The 13,612-nt window shown below is 63.6% G+C and carries 14 protein-coding genes; 6 read left to right on the forward strand and 8 right to left on the reverse strand.

The window, feature by feature from the left end; all coding sequences use genetic code 11:
- Window position 1: 1 nt before the first annotated feature.
- From E4662_RS23055 to E4662_RS23065, 3 genes are all read left to right on the forward strand, one after another.
- Entirely contained in the window at window positions 2-1,498 is a 1,497-nt protein-coding gene (locus E4662_RS23055) for an oligosaccharide flippase family protein (protein ID WP_136443994.1), read from the forward strand.
- Window positions 1,495-2,667: a glycosyltransferase family 4 protein gene (locus tag E4662_RS23060; RefSeq protein WP_168798068.1), complete on the forward strand. Its 1,173-nt coding sequence runs from the start codon at window positions 1,495-1,497 to the stop codon at window positions 2,665-2,667. The genes E4662_RS23055 and E4662_RS23060 overlap by 4 nt, the downstream gene beginning before the upstream one ends.
- 235 nt (window positions 2,668-2,902) lie before the next feature.
- Entirely contained in the window at window positions 2,903-3,205 is a 303-nt protein-coding gene (locus tag E4662_RS23065) for a hypothetical protein (RefSeq protein WP_136443996.1), read from the forward strand.
- A gap of 129 nt (window positions 3,206-3,334) precedes the next feature.
- Here the strand turns inward: E4662_RS23065 and E4662_RS23070 are convergent, their stop codons facing one another.
- From E4662_RS23070 to E4662_RS23080, 3 genes are all read right to left on the reverse strand, one after another.
- Window positions 3,335-3,898 (reverse strand): putative colanic acid biosynthesis acetyltransferase, encoded by a 564-nt coding sequence (locus E4662_RS23070; RefSeq protein WP_136443997.1) that lies wholly within the window; start codon window positions 3,896-3,898, stop codon window positions 3,335-3,337.
- A gap of 294 nt (window positions 3,899-4,192) precedes the next feature.
- The gene (locus tag E4662_RS23075; RefSeq protein ID WP_136443998.1) at window positions 4,193-6,175 is read right to left on the reverse strand and encodes a glycosyl hydrolase family 28-related protein; all 1,983 of its coding nucleotides are present in this window, start codon (window positions 6,173-6,175) and stop codon (window positions 4,193-4,195) included.
- 214 nt (window positions 6,176-6,389) lie between these two features.
- Window positions 6,390-6,650, reverse strand: a complete 261-nt coding sequence (locus tag E4662_RS23080) for a spike base protein, RCAP_Rcc01079 family (protein ID WP_136443999.1) — start codon at window positions 6,648-6,650, stop codon at window positions 6,390-6,392.
- Between the two features lie 226 nt (window positions 6,651-6,876).
- Here E4662_RS23080 and E4662_RS23085 point away from each other — a divergent pair, with 226 nt between their 5' ends.
- The 3 genes from E4662_RS23085 to E4662_RS23095 are packed head-to-tail and all read left to right on the forward strand — an operon-like array spanning window position 6,877 to window position 9,667.
- Window positions 6,877-7,980 (forward strand): glycosyltransferase, encoded by a 1,104-nt coding sequence (locus E4662_RS23085; RefSeq protein WP_168798069.1) that lies wholly within the window; start codon window positions 6,877-6,879, stop codon window positions 7,978-7,980.
- The gene (locus tag E4662_RS23090) at window positions 7,977-9,101 is read left to right on the forward strand and encodes a glycosyltransferase (protein WP_136444001.1); all 1,125 of its coding nucleotides are present in this window, start codon (window positions 7,977-7,979) and stop codon (window positions 9,099-9,101) included. Before E4662_RS23085 ends, E4662_RS23090 begins: the two co-directional genes overlap by 4 nt.
- A complete protein-coding gene (locus E4662_RS23095) occupies window positions 9,098-9,667 on the forward strand; it encodes a hypothetical protein (RefSeq protein WP_136444002.1) in 570 nt (189 codons plus the stop codon). The genes E4662_RS23090 and E4662_RS23095 overlap by 4 nt, the downstream gene beginning before the upstream one ends.
- A gap of 17 nt (window positions 9,668-9,684) precedes the next feature.
- On the opposite strand, the gene E4662_RS23100 is transcribed toward E4662_RS23095, so the two are convergent.
- The 5 genes from E4662_RS23100 to E4662_RS23120 form a co-directional block, all read right to left on the reverse strand.
- Window positions 9,685-10,371 carry a sugar transferase gene (locus tag E4662_RS23100; protein WP_136444023.1) on the reverse strand — a complete coding sequence of 229 codons (687 nt, stop codon included), beginning with the start codon at window positions 10,369-10,371 and terminating at the stop codon, window positions 9,685-9,687.
- Window positions 10,372-10,472: 101 nt separating this feature from the next.
- Entirely contained in the window at window positions 10,473-10,688 is a 216-nt protein-coding gene (locus tag E4662_RS23105) for a hypothetical protein (RefSeq protein WP_136444003.1), read from the reverse strand.
- Between the two features lie 188 nt (window positions 10,689-10,876).
- The gene (locus tag E4662_RS23110; protein ID WP_136444004.1) at window positions 10,877-11,905 is read right to left on the reverse strand and encodes a replication initiator protein A; all 1,029 of its coding nucleotides are present in this window, start codon (window positions 11,903-11,905) and stop codon (window positions 10,877-10,879) included.
- Window positions 11,906-12,321: 416 nt separating this feature from the next.
- Window positions 12,322-12,702, reverse strand: a complete 381-nt coding sequence (locus E4662_RS23115) for a stability/partitioning determinant (protein WP_136444005.1) — start codon at window positions 12,700-12,702, stop codon at window positions 12,322-12,324.
- Window positions 12,702-13,385, reverse strand: coding sequence for a ParA family protein (locus E4662_RS23120; protein WP_136444006.1), 684 nt, complete (start codon window positions 13,383-13,385; stop codon window positions 12,702-12,704). Before E4662_RS23120 ends, E4662_RS23115 begins: the two co-directional genes overlap by 1 nt.
- Window positions 13,386-13,612: the final 227 nt, after the last annotated feature.

A 13,612-nucleotide genomic window follows, 5' to 3' on the forward strand; every position in this document is an offset into this window, starting at 1 on the left:
GATGAGCGAGACGCCAAACCAACGGCCCGCCGCCTCCGGGCGCACCGCCGCCAAGGGCATGGCCTGGACCGCGCTGGCGCTGCTTGTGGCCAAGGCGCTGTCCTTTGTCAGCCAGATCGCGCTTGGCTACCTGCTGGCGGTCGAGACCTACGCGGTCTTTGCCATGCTTGGCTCGGCGCTGATCTTCGTCAACGGCTTCCAGAATTCCGGCGTCGGCAAGGTGCTGATCGCGAAACAGGACCAATATGACGAGCTGCTGCCCAGCCATTCGGCCTTTGCGCTCTGGCTCGGGCTGATCGGCATGGCGCTGTTTGTGGTGGTGGGGTTTGTCTTTCAGCAGTTTTACGAGATCCGGCCGCTGTTCTGGATGATCGCGCTGGCCGCCTTCAGCCTGCCGCTCTCGGCAATCTCGACCATCTACATCGCCGCGCTCAGCATCGATCTGCGCTTTCGCGATCTCAGCCTCGTGGAGGTGCAGCGCTCGTTCTTCTACTACGTGGTGTTGGTGGGGGCGGCGGCGCTCGGGGCCGGGGGCTATACCATGGCCGCGGCGATGAGCCTTGGCGCGGCGTTTTTCGTGCTGATGCTGATCCGCAAGACGCCGCAGACCAAGGTCAGCTGGCGCATCGCGCCGCGCACCTTCCTGCGCATGCTGGTCGAGCTGCGCTGGGTGCTGGGCTCGGGCTTCCTGCTGGCGCTGGGGATGAAGGGTGATTACCTCGCGCTTGGCGATATCCTCACCCCCGAAGAGCTGGGCTATTACTATTTCGGCTTCGTGATCCTGGTGAATCTGACCACGATGATCTCGGTCGGGGTGAACCAGACGCTGATGCCGCTGTTCGCGCAGCTCAAGGCCGACATGCCCCAGCTCCGGCGGCAATACCTGCGCATCGGCGGGGCGACGACCATGCTGATGAGCCTGCTGAGCCTCTCCGTCATCGGCTTTGCCCCGGTGATGATCCACCTGGTCTGGGGCGGCAAATGGGATCCGAGCATCCTTGTCATCGTCGCCATCGCCGTGGCCCTGCCGATCCGCCTGACCTCGAACCTCGCGGGCGTGGTGTTTGAATCGCAGGGCGCCTGGGGCTGGCGGCTTCTGGTGCTGCTGTGGGATGCGGGTTTTGTGGTGATCTGTGCCCTGATCGGGGTCTATTTCGGCGGCATGAACGGCGCGGCCATCGCCGTGGCCTGCCAGCGCGCCATGAGCGGGATGCTGGCCTTCCCGCTGGCGGCGCGGCTGATCGGCCTGTCGGTGACCCGCGTGGCCGGGTTCTTCATCCGCTGTTTCGGTAGCTACCTGGTGATTGTCGCGGTGCTGATCATGATTGATCCGTGGCGGCATGTGATCTCCGGGGAAAGCACGCTGATCCTGCGGCCCCTGCTGGAGACCGGCGCCGCCGTTCTGGCCTTCCTCGGCGCGCAATGGCTGATCAACCGCGAGCTTGTGACGGCCATGATCGGCCTGATCAGGAACCGCAGAAAGCGCAAACCCGCATGAGCCGCCCGGCCCCCGATCCCAGGCACCTGCTGTTCCTGCTCGAAGGCGGGGAAGGCTACGGGGTGATGCGGGTCTGGGAGACGCTGCGGCGTGGCCTGTCCCGGCGCGGGGCGCGGATCACCGCCGTGCTGCTGCGCGACAACCCCGATCTGCGCGCCCGCTGGACGGCGCAGGGGGTCGAAGTGCTGATCCTGCCGAGCCCCACCCCGCTGCCCGGCGGCGGTGTTCTGGGCCGGCTGCGGGCGCTTGGCGCGCGCGGGCTGTCGCAGATGCGCCTTTCGAGCAGGCTGGCCGGGGAGATCCGCGCACGGGGCGTGTCTGACATCATCCTGCAAAGCCCGCTCGCCACGCCGCTGGCGTCTCTCGCCGCACGGCAGGCGGGGGCCGGGGTGCGCGCCTTCTGGATGATGCCGAACACGGTCAGCGGCGGCTATGCGCTTGATCTCAACCGGCGCATCTATCGCGCGCTGTTCCGGCTTGGTCCGCTGATCCCGGTGGCCAATTCACACCACACCGATGAAAGCCTCGGCGCGGGCCGCTACCCGCGTCACGTGCTGCATCTGGGCATCGACACCGCCGAATTTGCGCCGGGGGCGGGCGCGGGGGTGCTGAGCCGGGCTGATCTGGGCATCCCGGAAGAGGCCCCGCTCTTTGGCGTCTTTGCCCGGCTCACCCCGGAGAAGGGGCAAGGCGTGCTGGTCGAGGCGCTGGCACAGGTTCGGGACGCCCATGTGCTGATCTGCGGTGGGCCTCTGGAGAGCCGCTTTGGCCAAGAGCTTCAGGCCCGCATCCGGGCGCTTGGACTTGAGACCCGCGTGCACCTGCCCGGCCCGCAGGCGGAGGTGGTGCCCTGGCTGGCGCTTTGCGATGTGGCGCTGAACACAAGGCTCGACCCCGAGCCCTTTGGCCTGTCGGTGATCGAAGCCATGGCTATGGGCAAGCCGGTGCTGGCCCATGCGGCGGGCGGGCCATCCGAGACGATTGTCGACGGGCAAACCGGCTGGCTGATGTCTGAGCCGACCAAGGAGGCCTATGCGGAGGGCCTGCGGCGGGCGCTGGCAGAGCGCGCGCGCTGGGATGAGATCGGCGCGATGGCGCGGGCCCATGTGCAGGAACATTTCTCCGAAGAGGCCATGCTGGACGGGCTTGTCGCGATTATGGAGGGGTGAGGGCCGGGGCTTTAATCCGCATGACAGTGGTGTTGATCAAGGCAGACAGCCAATCAACAGGGACGGTCAAGGTCGGCTGCGCGGGACAGAGCCGCCATTTGAGCTTGCCATGTGAACGTCTGCTTCTGGAAAGCGCCTTCATCGAAAATGGGGCCCAGCCCTGTTCGCGGAAGTCTATGTCCGTTAGTGTAGCTGTGAAGGAACTATGAGTTTTTGTTTCGGTTTGCAGACTTCAATGAAGACAAAGAACACGATACGAAGCAATGCCCTAGGGACAGCTAGCGCGGGTCTCGCGTTAATCGCTGTCCCATCGTTTGTACTCTTTGCCGTGTTTTCATTGATAGTTGGTGGGGATGCTCTCAATGGCTTTTCAACTGAGGGACGATACTTCGTGTCCTCTCATGGAAACGATACCGAAGTCTCTTGGCTGACGTATACTATCTCGTGGTATCTCGGCTCACTGACTTTAGTGACGTTCCTGCCGATGGTGCTGTTGGGTGCCGCTTCTCAATTTCTGGGCGCAAAAGACAGCGATTGAACGACATTGAGACATTTGTCCGCTGTGCAGCATTGGGTAGGTCTGGGCTCAAAGTGGCCATTTTCCGCACTGCGGAAAGGGCGGTGCGCTAAGCCCGGGACGCCCCCTACGCTGCTGCCCCCTTAACACCTAATCGCTGTCGCGCGCCTCTCGCGCACCAAGATCGCGCAAAGGATTACCCGCCGCCATCCGGCCTTCCGGCACATCCCGAAGGACCAGTGAGCGCGCACCGATGACCGTGCCCAGGCCCACCGTCACGCCGGGGCCGACAAAACAGCCCGCCGCCAGCCAGACCTCCGGCTCGATCCGGATCGGCGCACAGTCATAGCGGAAATCAACGCTGCGCGGGTCATGCGAGCCGGTGCACAGGTAGCAATCCTGCGAGATGCAGGCGTTGTCGCCGATCTCGATCCGGTCGAGCGAATAAAGCTCCGCCCGATCCCCGATCCAGACATGATCCCCCAGCCGCACCTTCCACGGGTAGGTCACCCGCGCCGAGGGACGGATTTTCACGCCCTGTCCCACCTCGGCCCCGAACCGCCGCCAGAGCCAGGCCCGCCAGCCATAAAGCGGCTGCGGCGACAGGCCAATCAGCACCGCCTGAACCAGCCACCACAGCTGCACATACAAACCCGAGCGGCCCCGAAACCCTTCGGGCACCCTGAAGCGGGACAGATCCTGATATTTCGCCATGCCATCTCCGCGCAGGAAAAAGGGGGAGCATTCTGCGCCATGTCTAACCTGTGTCACGCCCGAGGGGCCAGCCTCCGCAGACCACAAGAGCAGGGTCCATGCGGGAGGATCACGCGGTTCTCCGGACAATTAACCCACACCTTTGCCCGGAACAGCGCGCGCTGTCTGGGTTCACCCCCAAGCCAAGAGACGCACAGTGCTTCTCCTTATCACCCTCATGCGACTTGCAGTCGCCATAGACACACGAAAAAGGGGGGCGCCCTGCCCCCCTTATCACCATAGCCGTCCCTCGGATCAGGCGATGAACTCGACCTCGACAAACAGCGTTGTGCCGTTCTGGTTGGCGGTGCCTTGGGTGTTGCGCAGGACCAGCCGCTCTTCTCCGGCCGGAACCATGTAGCAGGTGGGAGCGTCCACCGACCACGCTACGTTCAGCGGCGGCACGCCGCTGGTGCTTGCGATCACCGTGCCCGCTCCATCCTCGACCTGGAAGTCGGCGGTGATGCTCGATGTCAGCAACCCAGAGTTGCGGAAGCTGACACGGGTGACAAGCGCTCCGGCCGGCAGGGTCGCTGCAAAGGTGCCGGTGGTCAGCGGCGTGCCCCGGCCATCGGCGCTGCGGAACACGAAGGACCGCTTGCCGAAATGGCTGTTCATCGCATAGCGCGCGCCAAACACCGCATCCCAGACCACGATCTCGCCATTGATCAGGTTCGGTGTCGCCGACTTGCAGCGATCGAGCGCCACCAGCCAGCTGCCGCCGCGATTGGAGGTGCGGTCAAAGACCAGGAACTCATCAGGATTGTCGTGACGGATCGTGCACAGATTGTACCGGGCATTGTGCTCGAAATTCCAACCATTGGTGCCGTTGACGTACTTGTGCTGGCCAATCAGGTCACAACTGTCGAACAGCACCTGCGGGCCAGCCGCGTTGCCCGTGTTCAGTTCCACATGGGTGACGGTCTCGTAGCCGACCGGGCTGACCGGCGCGCAATCCACGTCGCGGAAGCTGACCGTGCCATGCGGCCACTCGCAGTAGAGCAGCTTCGAGTTGCTGTTCTTGTGCTCGAACCGCCCGCCGGTGACCGTCAGGGAACAGACCCCACGGGAGTGCGTCGCGCCCAGAAGCTCGAACAGCGCGCCGCCATTGACCGAGGTGTTGAGCGTCATGCCCGGTTCAAGACCGGACCAGTCGCAATTCACAAAGTGGAAATGCCCGCCCTTGTGCGCGCGGATGCACTGGCCATCATAAAGCCAGAGCTTGGTATTGGTGAACCAGTAGTTCAGGAACTGGTCCGAACTGTTCGCAGACGGGATATCGAGCATCACGTCACGGATGCTGGCGGTCACGGCGCAGTTGCTCCACTTCCACTCGGAATTGTTGTTGGAGCCTTCGAGACGGTACAGCTTCTGCCAGACCCCGTTCCAGTTGCAATCCTCGAAGAGGATATCCTGCGCGCCGCCATTGGCATCCACAAACAGGAACTTCGAGAGGTCCGAGGAACAGGTGAACCGCAGGTGGCGGAAACGCACGAACAACAGCTCGTTGTCATTATACGCCAGATAGTCATCGCCGTTGTAATCGAAGTGGATCGAGGTGCCGCTGGCATCGCCCTCAAAGCTCAGCCCCATGCTGCGGGGCAGGCCCGTGGCATCCATCAGGCTGCGCGGCGTGGTGATGCGATACTCGCCGCCCGGAAAATGGATGCGGTGCAGGTTGACCGCGTTGGAGCCTACGGCCGGCGTCTGGCGCGCCGCAACGGCGGCGGTGAAGGCCATGGCCACGGCGGCGCTGTCATCGGCAGCCCCGTCACCCACCGCACCAAAGGCGCGCACGTTGAAGCCGCTCTCGCCCGCCCGCGCATAAAGCTTCACACCGCCAGCGGTCTGCACATGCGCATCACTCGCGGCCGGATCGGCCACGTCATAGGAAAAGCCTTCGGCGCGGGTGCGCAGGCAGGCCCCGGTCTCGAAGAAGGCCGGGGTCCGGGTGTCGGCCAGAAGCGCCGCAACATCGGCCACAGGCGCGCCCACGGACAACACCGCCTGCAGACCGCCGGTGAGGTCGATCACGGTCTCCCCTGTCGGCAGGCTCAGGCCGTCGACGATGTCAAAAGCCCCCTGCGGCAGCAGGCAGCGGTCCCCCGCCACAAGATCGGAAAGCCCCTGCATCTCGGTGACGGAGCTGGCCTTGAACGGCACCGCGGCCCGCAAGGCATCGAGAGAGGTTTTCAGGCTGCTCCCGGTCATCGGAAGTGAGGGAATTGCAACGGCCATGGCCTTATACTCCGTTTATGGATCCGGTTGCCCGGAGAGGCAGCGCAGGCACAGGCCGGGGGGAACCCCCTCGGCGTGCCGCGCGGTGCCCTGGTTCAAAGAATGACGGTGGAGGCGGTGATCACATCGGCGGATTGAATCAGCGCGAGCCCGCCGCCCTGGGCCGACAGGACCACCGGGGCGGTCATGCTGGTGCCGGTGAGAAGCCCGATCATCAGTACAGCCCCACGATATCGCCCGCGGTGGTGCCAGTGGCCCAGACACGGGTGGCCCGCATCGGAAAGACCGTCCCCGCGGCGAGGTTGAGCGTCACAACGCTGCCATCGAGCAACGTGGCGCGCACCGCGCCGGCGATCCCCACGTTCAGCGCCCGCGTCACCGTGGACAGGTCCGTGGCGTCATCGGGCGAGATGGCATAGCCGCCGAACGGCGGCGAGGTGATGCTTCGGCTGTACTTGCTGAAATAATCAGACATGGCGGTCCCCTTTGGAAATTCGAATGCTCCGCTCCGGGCAAAGCCCATGCCTCTGCCCGGGTGATGCTCAGACAGTCCGCCCAATATGTTGACAATTTTCGACACCACCGGGCGCTCCGCCCCGCCTGCACGCAACACCCCGCCCCGGACCGGTTGCGCCGCGCGCGTCAATCGGCATAACGAAAGCCGGGCCTTTCGTGCCCCCAAGGGCGCTGGAGATCCGCGTATGAGCCAGAGCAGACTGATCTTTTTGTGGAACAACTTCGGCCCGATGCACGCCGACCGCGTCGAGGCCGTCGCCCGCCGTTTCCCGGAAGCCGAGGTGCAGGGGATCGAGCTCTTTGCGCAGGATGTCACCTATGACTGGGAGAGCGACAGCCGCGCGGCCTTTGACAAGACCACGCTGTTTGGCGCGGGAGAGACCCCGGGGCTGATGCGCCGCCTGCGCACGCTGCTCCGGATGGGATGGGCGAGGCGCCGCGCCACGTGGTTTTTGTGCCATTACGAGCGCCCGGAGGTCTTTGCCCTCGCCCTGCTCTTGCGGCTGACCGGCCAGCGGGTCTTCACCATGGGTTGCTCGAAATTCGATGACAAACCGCGCCGGGCCCGCTCCGAATGGCTCAAGAGCCTCGTTCTGCGCCCCTATCACGGCGCGATCAGCACCGAGCGCCGCGCCGCCGATTACTTCCGCTTTCTCGGCTTTTCCAAACGCCCCGTCGCCAGCCCCTACAACACGCTCTCCATCGCCCGCATGCGCGCGCAGGCGCAAGGCGCGGACGAGCCTGCCTTTGCGGAGCGTCCCTGGGTAATCGTCGCGCGACTGGTGGAGAAAAAGAACCTCCGGATGGCGCTTGAGGCCTATGCACTCTACCGCGCGGCGGGCGGCACGCGGGCGCTGGAGATCTGCGGCAATGGCCCGCTGGAGGCCTCTTTGAAAGCCCGCGCGGCAGAACTGAACATCCAGGATCACGTGGTGTTTCACGGCTTTATCCAGACAGAGGCCATCTCGAAAACCCTCGCCCGCAGTCTCGCGCTCCTGCTGCCCAGCCTTGAGGAACAGTTCGGCAATGTGGTGATCGAGGCGCAGGCGCTGTCCCGCCCGGTGCTGCTTTCGGAGACCTGCGGCGCGCGCGAGCTTCTGGTGCAGGATTGGGTGGGTGGCTTTGCCTTCCCGCATGACGCGCCCGAAAGCCTTGCGGGCTACATGAGCCTGCTCGATCAGGACGAGGCCCTCTGGGCGCGCCTCTCCCAAGGCGCAGCCGAGGCCGCCCCGCGCGGCGATGTCGCCGCCTTTGCAGAGGCCGTGGCAAGCCTTGTGGAGCGCCCATGACCACCCGTCTGGCGATCGTACTGCCCTTCATCTCACCTGCTGGCGGCGGCGTGACCGAAGCGGTGCGCATGCTCACCGCCGCCCTCGCCCGCACCCCCGGCTATGAGATCACCGTCCTCTCCTTCGCCTCGGATACGGATGTCGAAGCCCAACAGGATTGGCCCGAGGGCGTCACCTATCGCCAGTTCAAAACCTTTGGCCCCGCCCGCTACGGCTTTGCCCCGGGGATGGCATGGCACATGCTCACCCACCGCTATGACCTCGTGCACATCCACGGCATCTGGATGTTCCATGTCTTTGCCGGATACCTCGCCATGCTGCGCGGGGTGCCGGGGATCATTTCGCCCCATGGCATGCTGGAGCCGTGGATCCTCTCCCGCTCGCGCAAGCTCAAGGCCGCTGTCTCAAAACTCTACCAACGCGCCGCCCTGCGCCGCGCCTTTGCCATCCATGTGCTGACTAAAAAGGAACGCGGCGATCTGGACGCGCATCTGCCCGGTCTGCGCTCGGAGATTGTGCCGAACTTCGTCCCGCCTGCCCCGCCACCAGACGCCCCCGCCCCATGGGAGGCGCAGGTGCCTCAGGGCGCGCCGGTCTGGCTCTTCCTCGCCCGCATCCACGAAAAGAAAGGCTGGCCCGCGCTGCTGACCGCCTGGACGCAGTTCTGCGAAGAGGTGCCGGAGGCAGAGGCGCATCTGGTCTTCTGCGGCTGGATCGACGGGGAGAGCGATTTCGAGACGCAGATCGCCGCCGCCCCCCGCGCGCTCTATGCCGGGCCGCAATACGGGGAGGCCAAGGCCGCCAGCTACGCCCGCGCCGATGTGTTCCTCTTGCCGTCGATGAGTGAAGGGCTGCCGATGACCGTGCTGGAGGCGGCGCAGTCAGGCGCGCTCATCGCCATGAGCGCCGAATGCAACCTGCCGGACTTCTTCGAGGGCTGCGCCATTGAGACCGGCACCACGCCACTGGATATTCTGAACGCCCTGCACCGCCTGCAGGCCATGCCGCGCGAAGAGGCCGAGGCCATGCGCAAAGCCGCGCGCGCCCGCGCCGAGGAGGTCTACTCCGAAGCGGCCGTTCTTGCGCGGTTCGCAGAGGTTTATGCAAAGGCCAGCCAATGACGATCCGCCTCTTGGCCGCCCTCGCCTTCGCGACCTCCCCCGCCCTTGCCGACGATTTCCTTTGCAGCGATTTCGCCTTTGTCACGCCTGAGGCGATCACCTTTGTCGCCGAAACCGGGGGTATCGCGCCGCCTCCGCCGCCCCGAAGTGACATCGACGCGGTGCTTGAGGCAAAAGGCGGCATGATCTGGATTTTCTCCGGCCCGAAGCCATCCGAAGACATACAGACCTGCCTGGCGGTGACCGAACAGCGGGTGCCGGGAGTGACAGAGCTTTTTGAGACCATCATGGCCGGGATCGGCCAACCCCTCTCACCGGAAGCCCTCGAGATGCGGTTGCGCCCCTTTCCCGAGGACATGCACAGCACCCTCCTCGCCCAAGGATATGGCGGTCCGGTCGAGAGCCACGGACAGCGCATAGAGGCCGGTCCCTGGGCCAGCTATGTTCTGGTCACAACCTTTGAGGAACCCCGGCGCTCGTTTGGAGCTATTGAGACGATCCTGGGCGGGCCCGGCCCGCAGTGCACAGGCTGCATTGGGGCCTTCCGTCACTTCATCGCCGAATAGGCCCGGCCTTCAGGCCGTCAGTGCCCGGTGCCTTTCACAACCACACCCACCGTGGCCACGAGGATCTTGGCATCCTCTTTCAGCGACAGGCGGCGGTTGTAATCGGTGTCGAAATGGGCGCGATCGGAAAAGGCGCTCTCGTTGCGGGCGCTGACCTGCCACAGGCCGGTGATGCCCGGCCGCAGGGCGTAGTAGTCCTTGGCCGGGTAGAAGGCGCGCTGGTCCTCCATCATCGGACGCGGGCCGACAAGGCTCATGTCGCCCCGGAGCACGTTCCACAGCTGCGGCAGCTCGTCGAGCGAGCATTTGCGCAGGATGCGGCCCACGCGGGTGATGCGCGGGTCGTTCTTGAGCTTCTGATGGTGATCCCATTCGGCGCGGGCCTCGGGGTCTTCGGCGAGGTGTGTCTTGAGACGGGCCTCGGCGTCGGGCACCATGCTGCGCAGCTTCCACATGCGGTAGATCCGGCCATTCAGGCCGACCCGCATCTGCGTGTAGAACGGGTTGCTCCCGTCACAGGCCACAAGCAGCGCCATGGGAAGCAAGATAAGCAGCACCGCAGGGGCTGAAATCAGGACCAGCAGGACGTCAAGCAACCGCTTGCCCCCTGCCCTGTACAGACCGGAGCGAACCGGAACCTCTTCGTAAAGGGGGGCCTCTCTGACCGCAATCGCTTCAGCGTTATCGTAGGCATATGCCGGCATAAAACTGTTTTCCCCCGAAGCCGGTGCACCCTTGGCACGCGGTTCAAAATACATTGTCGGCATACCCGGACCTCCGGGCGGACCGTTTAAAAACAAATCTGTCAGTCGGCGCGTCCGACCAGAGGCCGGCTGTTGCCCGCCTTGTAGAAAACCACCATGACCGTCGCGACCACGGGCCAGACCGTGCACAGAAGATACCCGATGAGTGAGTAGACCGGGGAGCTTTGCCCGCGTCGTTTCTGTTCCTGGTAAGTCAGCGTAATCGCCATGATCGCACTCAGGCAGTAGGCCGCCATGACGAATGTCCAGAAATCCATAATCCAACCCGTTCTTTGTGCCGTGAAATCCGCGTCCCGAAGACCTGTTTGAGACTATCAACAATTAAAACAAATGTGAGCAATCTGGCAGTGACTGCCCTCACAATTTGTTAGCCTTTGATTAAATAAAAAGCAAGATTTCCTGAGGCGGCACGCTGAAACGGCACCGAACCGCACAGAGGCGCGGATCAGGGGGTGCCGCGGCGTTCGTTCCATTTGCGGCAGAAGCCGAGGAAGGCCATCTCCGGATTGCGCGGAACCTCCGAGGCCCAGCGGCGCCATTCCTGCTCGATCATGCGCACATCCCAGCCCGGCGCGGCAGCGCGGGCCATGTCGTAGACATCCGGGTCCAGTTCGGGGATCCGGACCATGTCCGAGATATCCGGGCCGACGGTGCCGCGCGAGCGGGCGATAAGCTGGTCCTTTTCCTCGTCGATGCGGATTTCGTAGTCCGGCATATGGCCGTATTCCTTGTCCTCCTTGGCAATGGCCGAAACCAGCCGGCGGAACTCGCGCAGGGTGGAGCCGGAGCCGCATTTCTTCTGCAGCACCTCCATGGAGACCCGCCATTCGCGCTGGCGTCCGCAGTGTTTGCGCGCCAGCTCGTAGATGCGCCGCTCCAGCGGCTTGCGCAGGCGGAAGTATTCGCGGGAGAGGGTCAGCACCTCCTGCGCCCGGATGGCGTTGAACACCCAGTCCGACAGCTTGACCTCCACCTCCTGCATGCGCCCGTCGCGGGTTTCGCGCACGATCCGCGCCCGTTCGATCAGCCCGAAGGTTTCAAAGATCTCCTGCCCGCCGGTGGTGATGTTGGTCGAGATGCGCGTGCCCGCGAGCCGCTCCATGGCCGCCTTCAGGAGGTTGTAGCCGCGCCCGGTGGTCATGCGGTTGGTCGCCTTGAGAAGGTCCGAAGCCTGGAAGCGGATCACCTGCTGCGGCTCGCGGCCTTCGTTCATGCCTTTGATCAGGCTCGAGATGCAGTAGATCAGCACATCGCGGTCATGCACCGTGGCCAGCCCGTCGACCGAGGGCTTGATCTCGACGGTCATGCCGTTGTGTTCGTATTTGCGTGGGCGTGTGTCCGGTTTCGTCGACAACGAGAAGATCGGGTGCTCCATGGAGCCCACATCCCCTTTCGGCGCGGCATCGAGAATGTCGCAGACAAAGAAGTCCCCTTGCGGGTGGCGGTCCGGCAAAAGTGGGTAGTCGGTGGTCATGGCAGCTCCCTTCGACACTTCACACACGGGGCACTCTAGAACGACACTTCACACACGCCAAGGCCAAAACGACACTTCGCCCACGGGCAAACGACACTTCACCCACGCTCGAACTGCGAAAAACGAATCGGGATCAAAGGGTTATGGCCTGTTTTTAAAGGGGTCTGATTCGCGGAATTTGGAATCACCACTCTACACACGGGGAATCACCACTTTACACACGCAGAATCACCACTTTACACACGGGGGGTGTTCGCAAGATTTTGGAATTGTTTGGAAAAATGCCGATTCGAGAGGGCGTAACACTATATTTAACACATATATAACACCCCAAAGCCCGCTGGGTGGCTCCGGAGGCCCCAAACGGGCTTTGAAAGAGTCAGAAAAGCCCTGAAACACCAAAAGAACGGGAGCGGTCAACGCCGCTCCTTTTGCATGAGAGAGACTGCGTGTTCGAGCGTCTCGCCCAGCCCCCAGCCGCGCGCATCGGCGATGGCATAGAAGGCTTCGATGGTTTCGGGTTTGGTCTTGATGTTGAACTGCGCGTTGCGCCCGGTGCGGCGGCGGCGGACCGGTTTCGTCTCCCCTGCCCCTTTGGCCGGCTTTTTCGGTTTTGCCGGCTTCGGATCGGGTTTGGCCCTGGCAGGCTCGCGGGAGCGGAAGCCCGTGGCTTCGGCCAGCTCGCGGCTGGCCGCCTGCGCTTCGGGTTTCGGTTTTGCCTTGGGTTTCGGGGCCCAGTCGGCGGGGTCGAACCCTTCCAGCTCGTCGTCAAATCCCAGATCGGCGCGTTCCTTCATCAGCTCACCTCCGCCATGCGGCTCGATTTCAGCCAGGACAGCACTTCACCGGCGAAGGCCTGCGCATTCAGACGGGCTTTCTCGATGTTGCTGACCAGTGCCGGGTCCAGCGTCGACAGGGTACCGCCATAGTCGAACAGATCGCGGAAAGCCGCGCGCTCGACGATTGGGGTGCGGAAAACCTCGATCCCGGCGCGGGCCAGCTGGGCCTGCACGTTTTTCATGGCGCGCGAGGTGACCGCAGCACTGGTGCGGGTCAGGGCCACGCCATGCGGGATCTTGCGGCGGGCGAGCCGCTCCTGGTTGCGGATCAGGCGAATGGTCTTGGCGCCGCCCTTGGCATCCATCGAAGAGCCCTGCAGCGGGATCACCACCAGATCGGACATGCCGATGGCATTGGCGACCATCAGGCTCGCCGTGCCTTCGAGATCGACGATGACGAACTGGCTCTCCTGCGCGGCTTCGTCGATGGCTTCGACAATGCTCTCTTCGGTCACGTCGCTCTGGATGATGATGGTGTCCGGCTTGCCCGGCAGGTTCGCCCATTGCGAAATCCAGCGCTCCGGGTCTGCGTCGATGATGGTGACCCCTGCCCCGCGTTCGGCAAGCTCCATGGCCAGAAGCAAGGCGGTTGTGGTCTTGCCCGCCCCGCCCTTGGGGTTGGCGAAAGAAATGATCGGCATGAGAACTGCTCCCTCATGATGTTTGTTATGCGGATATGGTAGCCGGTAGCTATCAGCTACTCAACTGTTACCTTGATAGTATCCAGTAGCTATCAGATATGCATTTAGTATCGGGTAGCTATCCGGTATCTTTTTATTACTAATAAAGTACTACATGGATACCATATAAGTACCAAATGGGTATCCCATGCATCATGCTTGAGTGTCCGCCCCCTGCGGGATAGGTC

This window comes from Pacificoceanicola onchidii (assembly GCF_004804335.1).
In the GTDB taxonomy this organism is placed as follows: domain Bacteria; phylum Pseudomonadota; class Alphaproteobacteria; order Rhodobacterales; family Rhodobacteraceae; genus Pacificoceanicola; species Pacificoceanicola onchidii.

Bases quoted from the DNA above. Each gene is read 5' to 3' on its own strand.
- E4662_RS23055 (WP_136443994.1), top strand. From the start codon at position 2: ATGAGCGAGACGCCAAACCAACGGCCCGCCGCCTCCGGGCGCACCGCC.
- E4662_RS23060 (WP_168798068.1), top strand. From the start codon at position 1,495: ATGAGCCGCCCGGCCCCCGATCCCAGGCACCTGCTGTTCCTGCTCGAA.
- E4662_RS23065 (WP_136443996.1), top strand. From the start codon at position 2,903: ATGAAGACAAAGAACACGATACGAAGCAATGCCCTAGGGACAGCTAGC.
- E4662_RS23070 (WP_136443997.1), bottom strand. From the start codon at position 3,898: ATGGCGAAATATCAGGATCTGTCCCGCTTCAGGGTGCCCGAAGGGTTT.
- E4662_RS23075 (WP_136443998.1), bottom strand. From the start codon at position 6,175: ATGGCCGTTGCAATTCCCTCACTTCCGATGACCGGGAGCAGCCTGAAA.
- E4662_RS23080 (WP_136443999.1), bottom strand. From the start codon at position 6,650: ATGTCTGATTATTTCAGCAAGTACAGCCGAAGCATCACCTCGCCGCCG.
- E4662_RS23085 (WP_168798069.1), top strand. From the start codon at position 6,877: ATGAGCCAGAGCAGACTGATCTTTTTGTGGAACAACTTCGGCCCGATG.
- E4662_RS23090 (WP_136444001.1), top strand. From the start codon at position 7,977: ATGACCACCCGTCTGGCGATCGTACTGCCCTTCATCTCACCTGCTGGC.
- E4662_RS23095 (WP_136444002.1), top strand. From the start codon at position 9,098: ATGACGATCCGCCTCTTGGCCGCCCTCGCCTTCGCGACCTCCCCCGCC.
- E4662_RS23100 (WP_136444023.1), bottom strand. From the start codon at position 10,371: ATGCCGGCATATGCCTACGATAACGCTGAAGCGATTGCGGTCAGAGAG.
- E4662_RS23105 (WP_136444003.1), bottom strand. From the start codon at position 10,688: ATGGATTTCTGGACATTCGTCATGGCGGCCTACTGCCTGAGTGCGATC.
- E4662_RS23110 (WP_136444004.1), bottom strand. From the start codon at position 11,905: ATGACCACCGACTACCCACTTTTGCCGGACCGCCACCCGCAAGGGGAC.
- E4662_RS23115 (WP_136444005.1), bottom strand. From the start codon at position 12,702: ATGAAGGAACGCGCCGATCTGGGATTTGACGACGAGCTGGAAGGGTTC.
- E4662_RS23120 (WP_136444006.1), bottom strand. From the start codon at position 13,385: ATGCCGATCATTTCTTTCGCCAACCCCAAGGGCGGGGCGGGCAAGACC.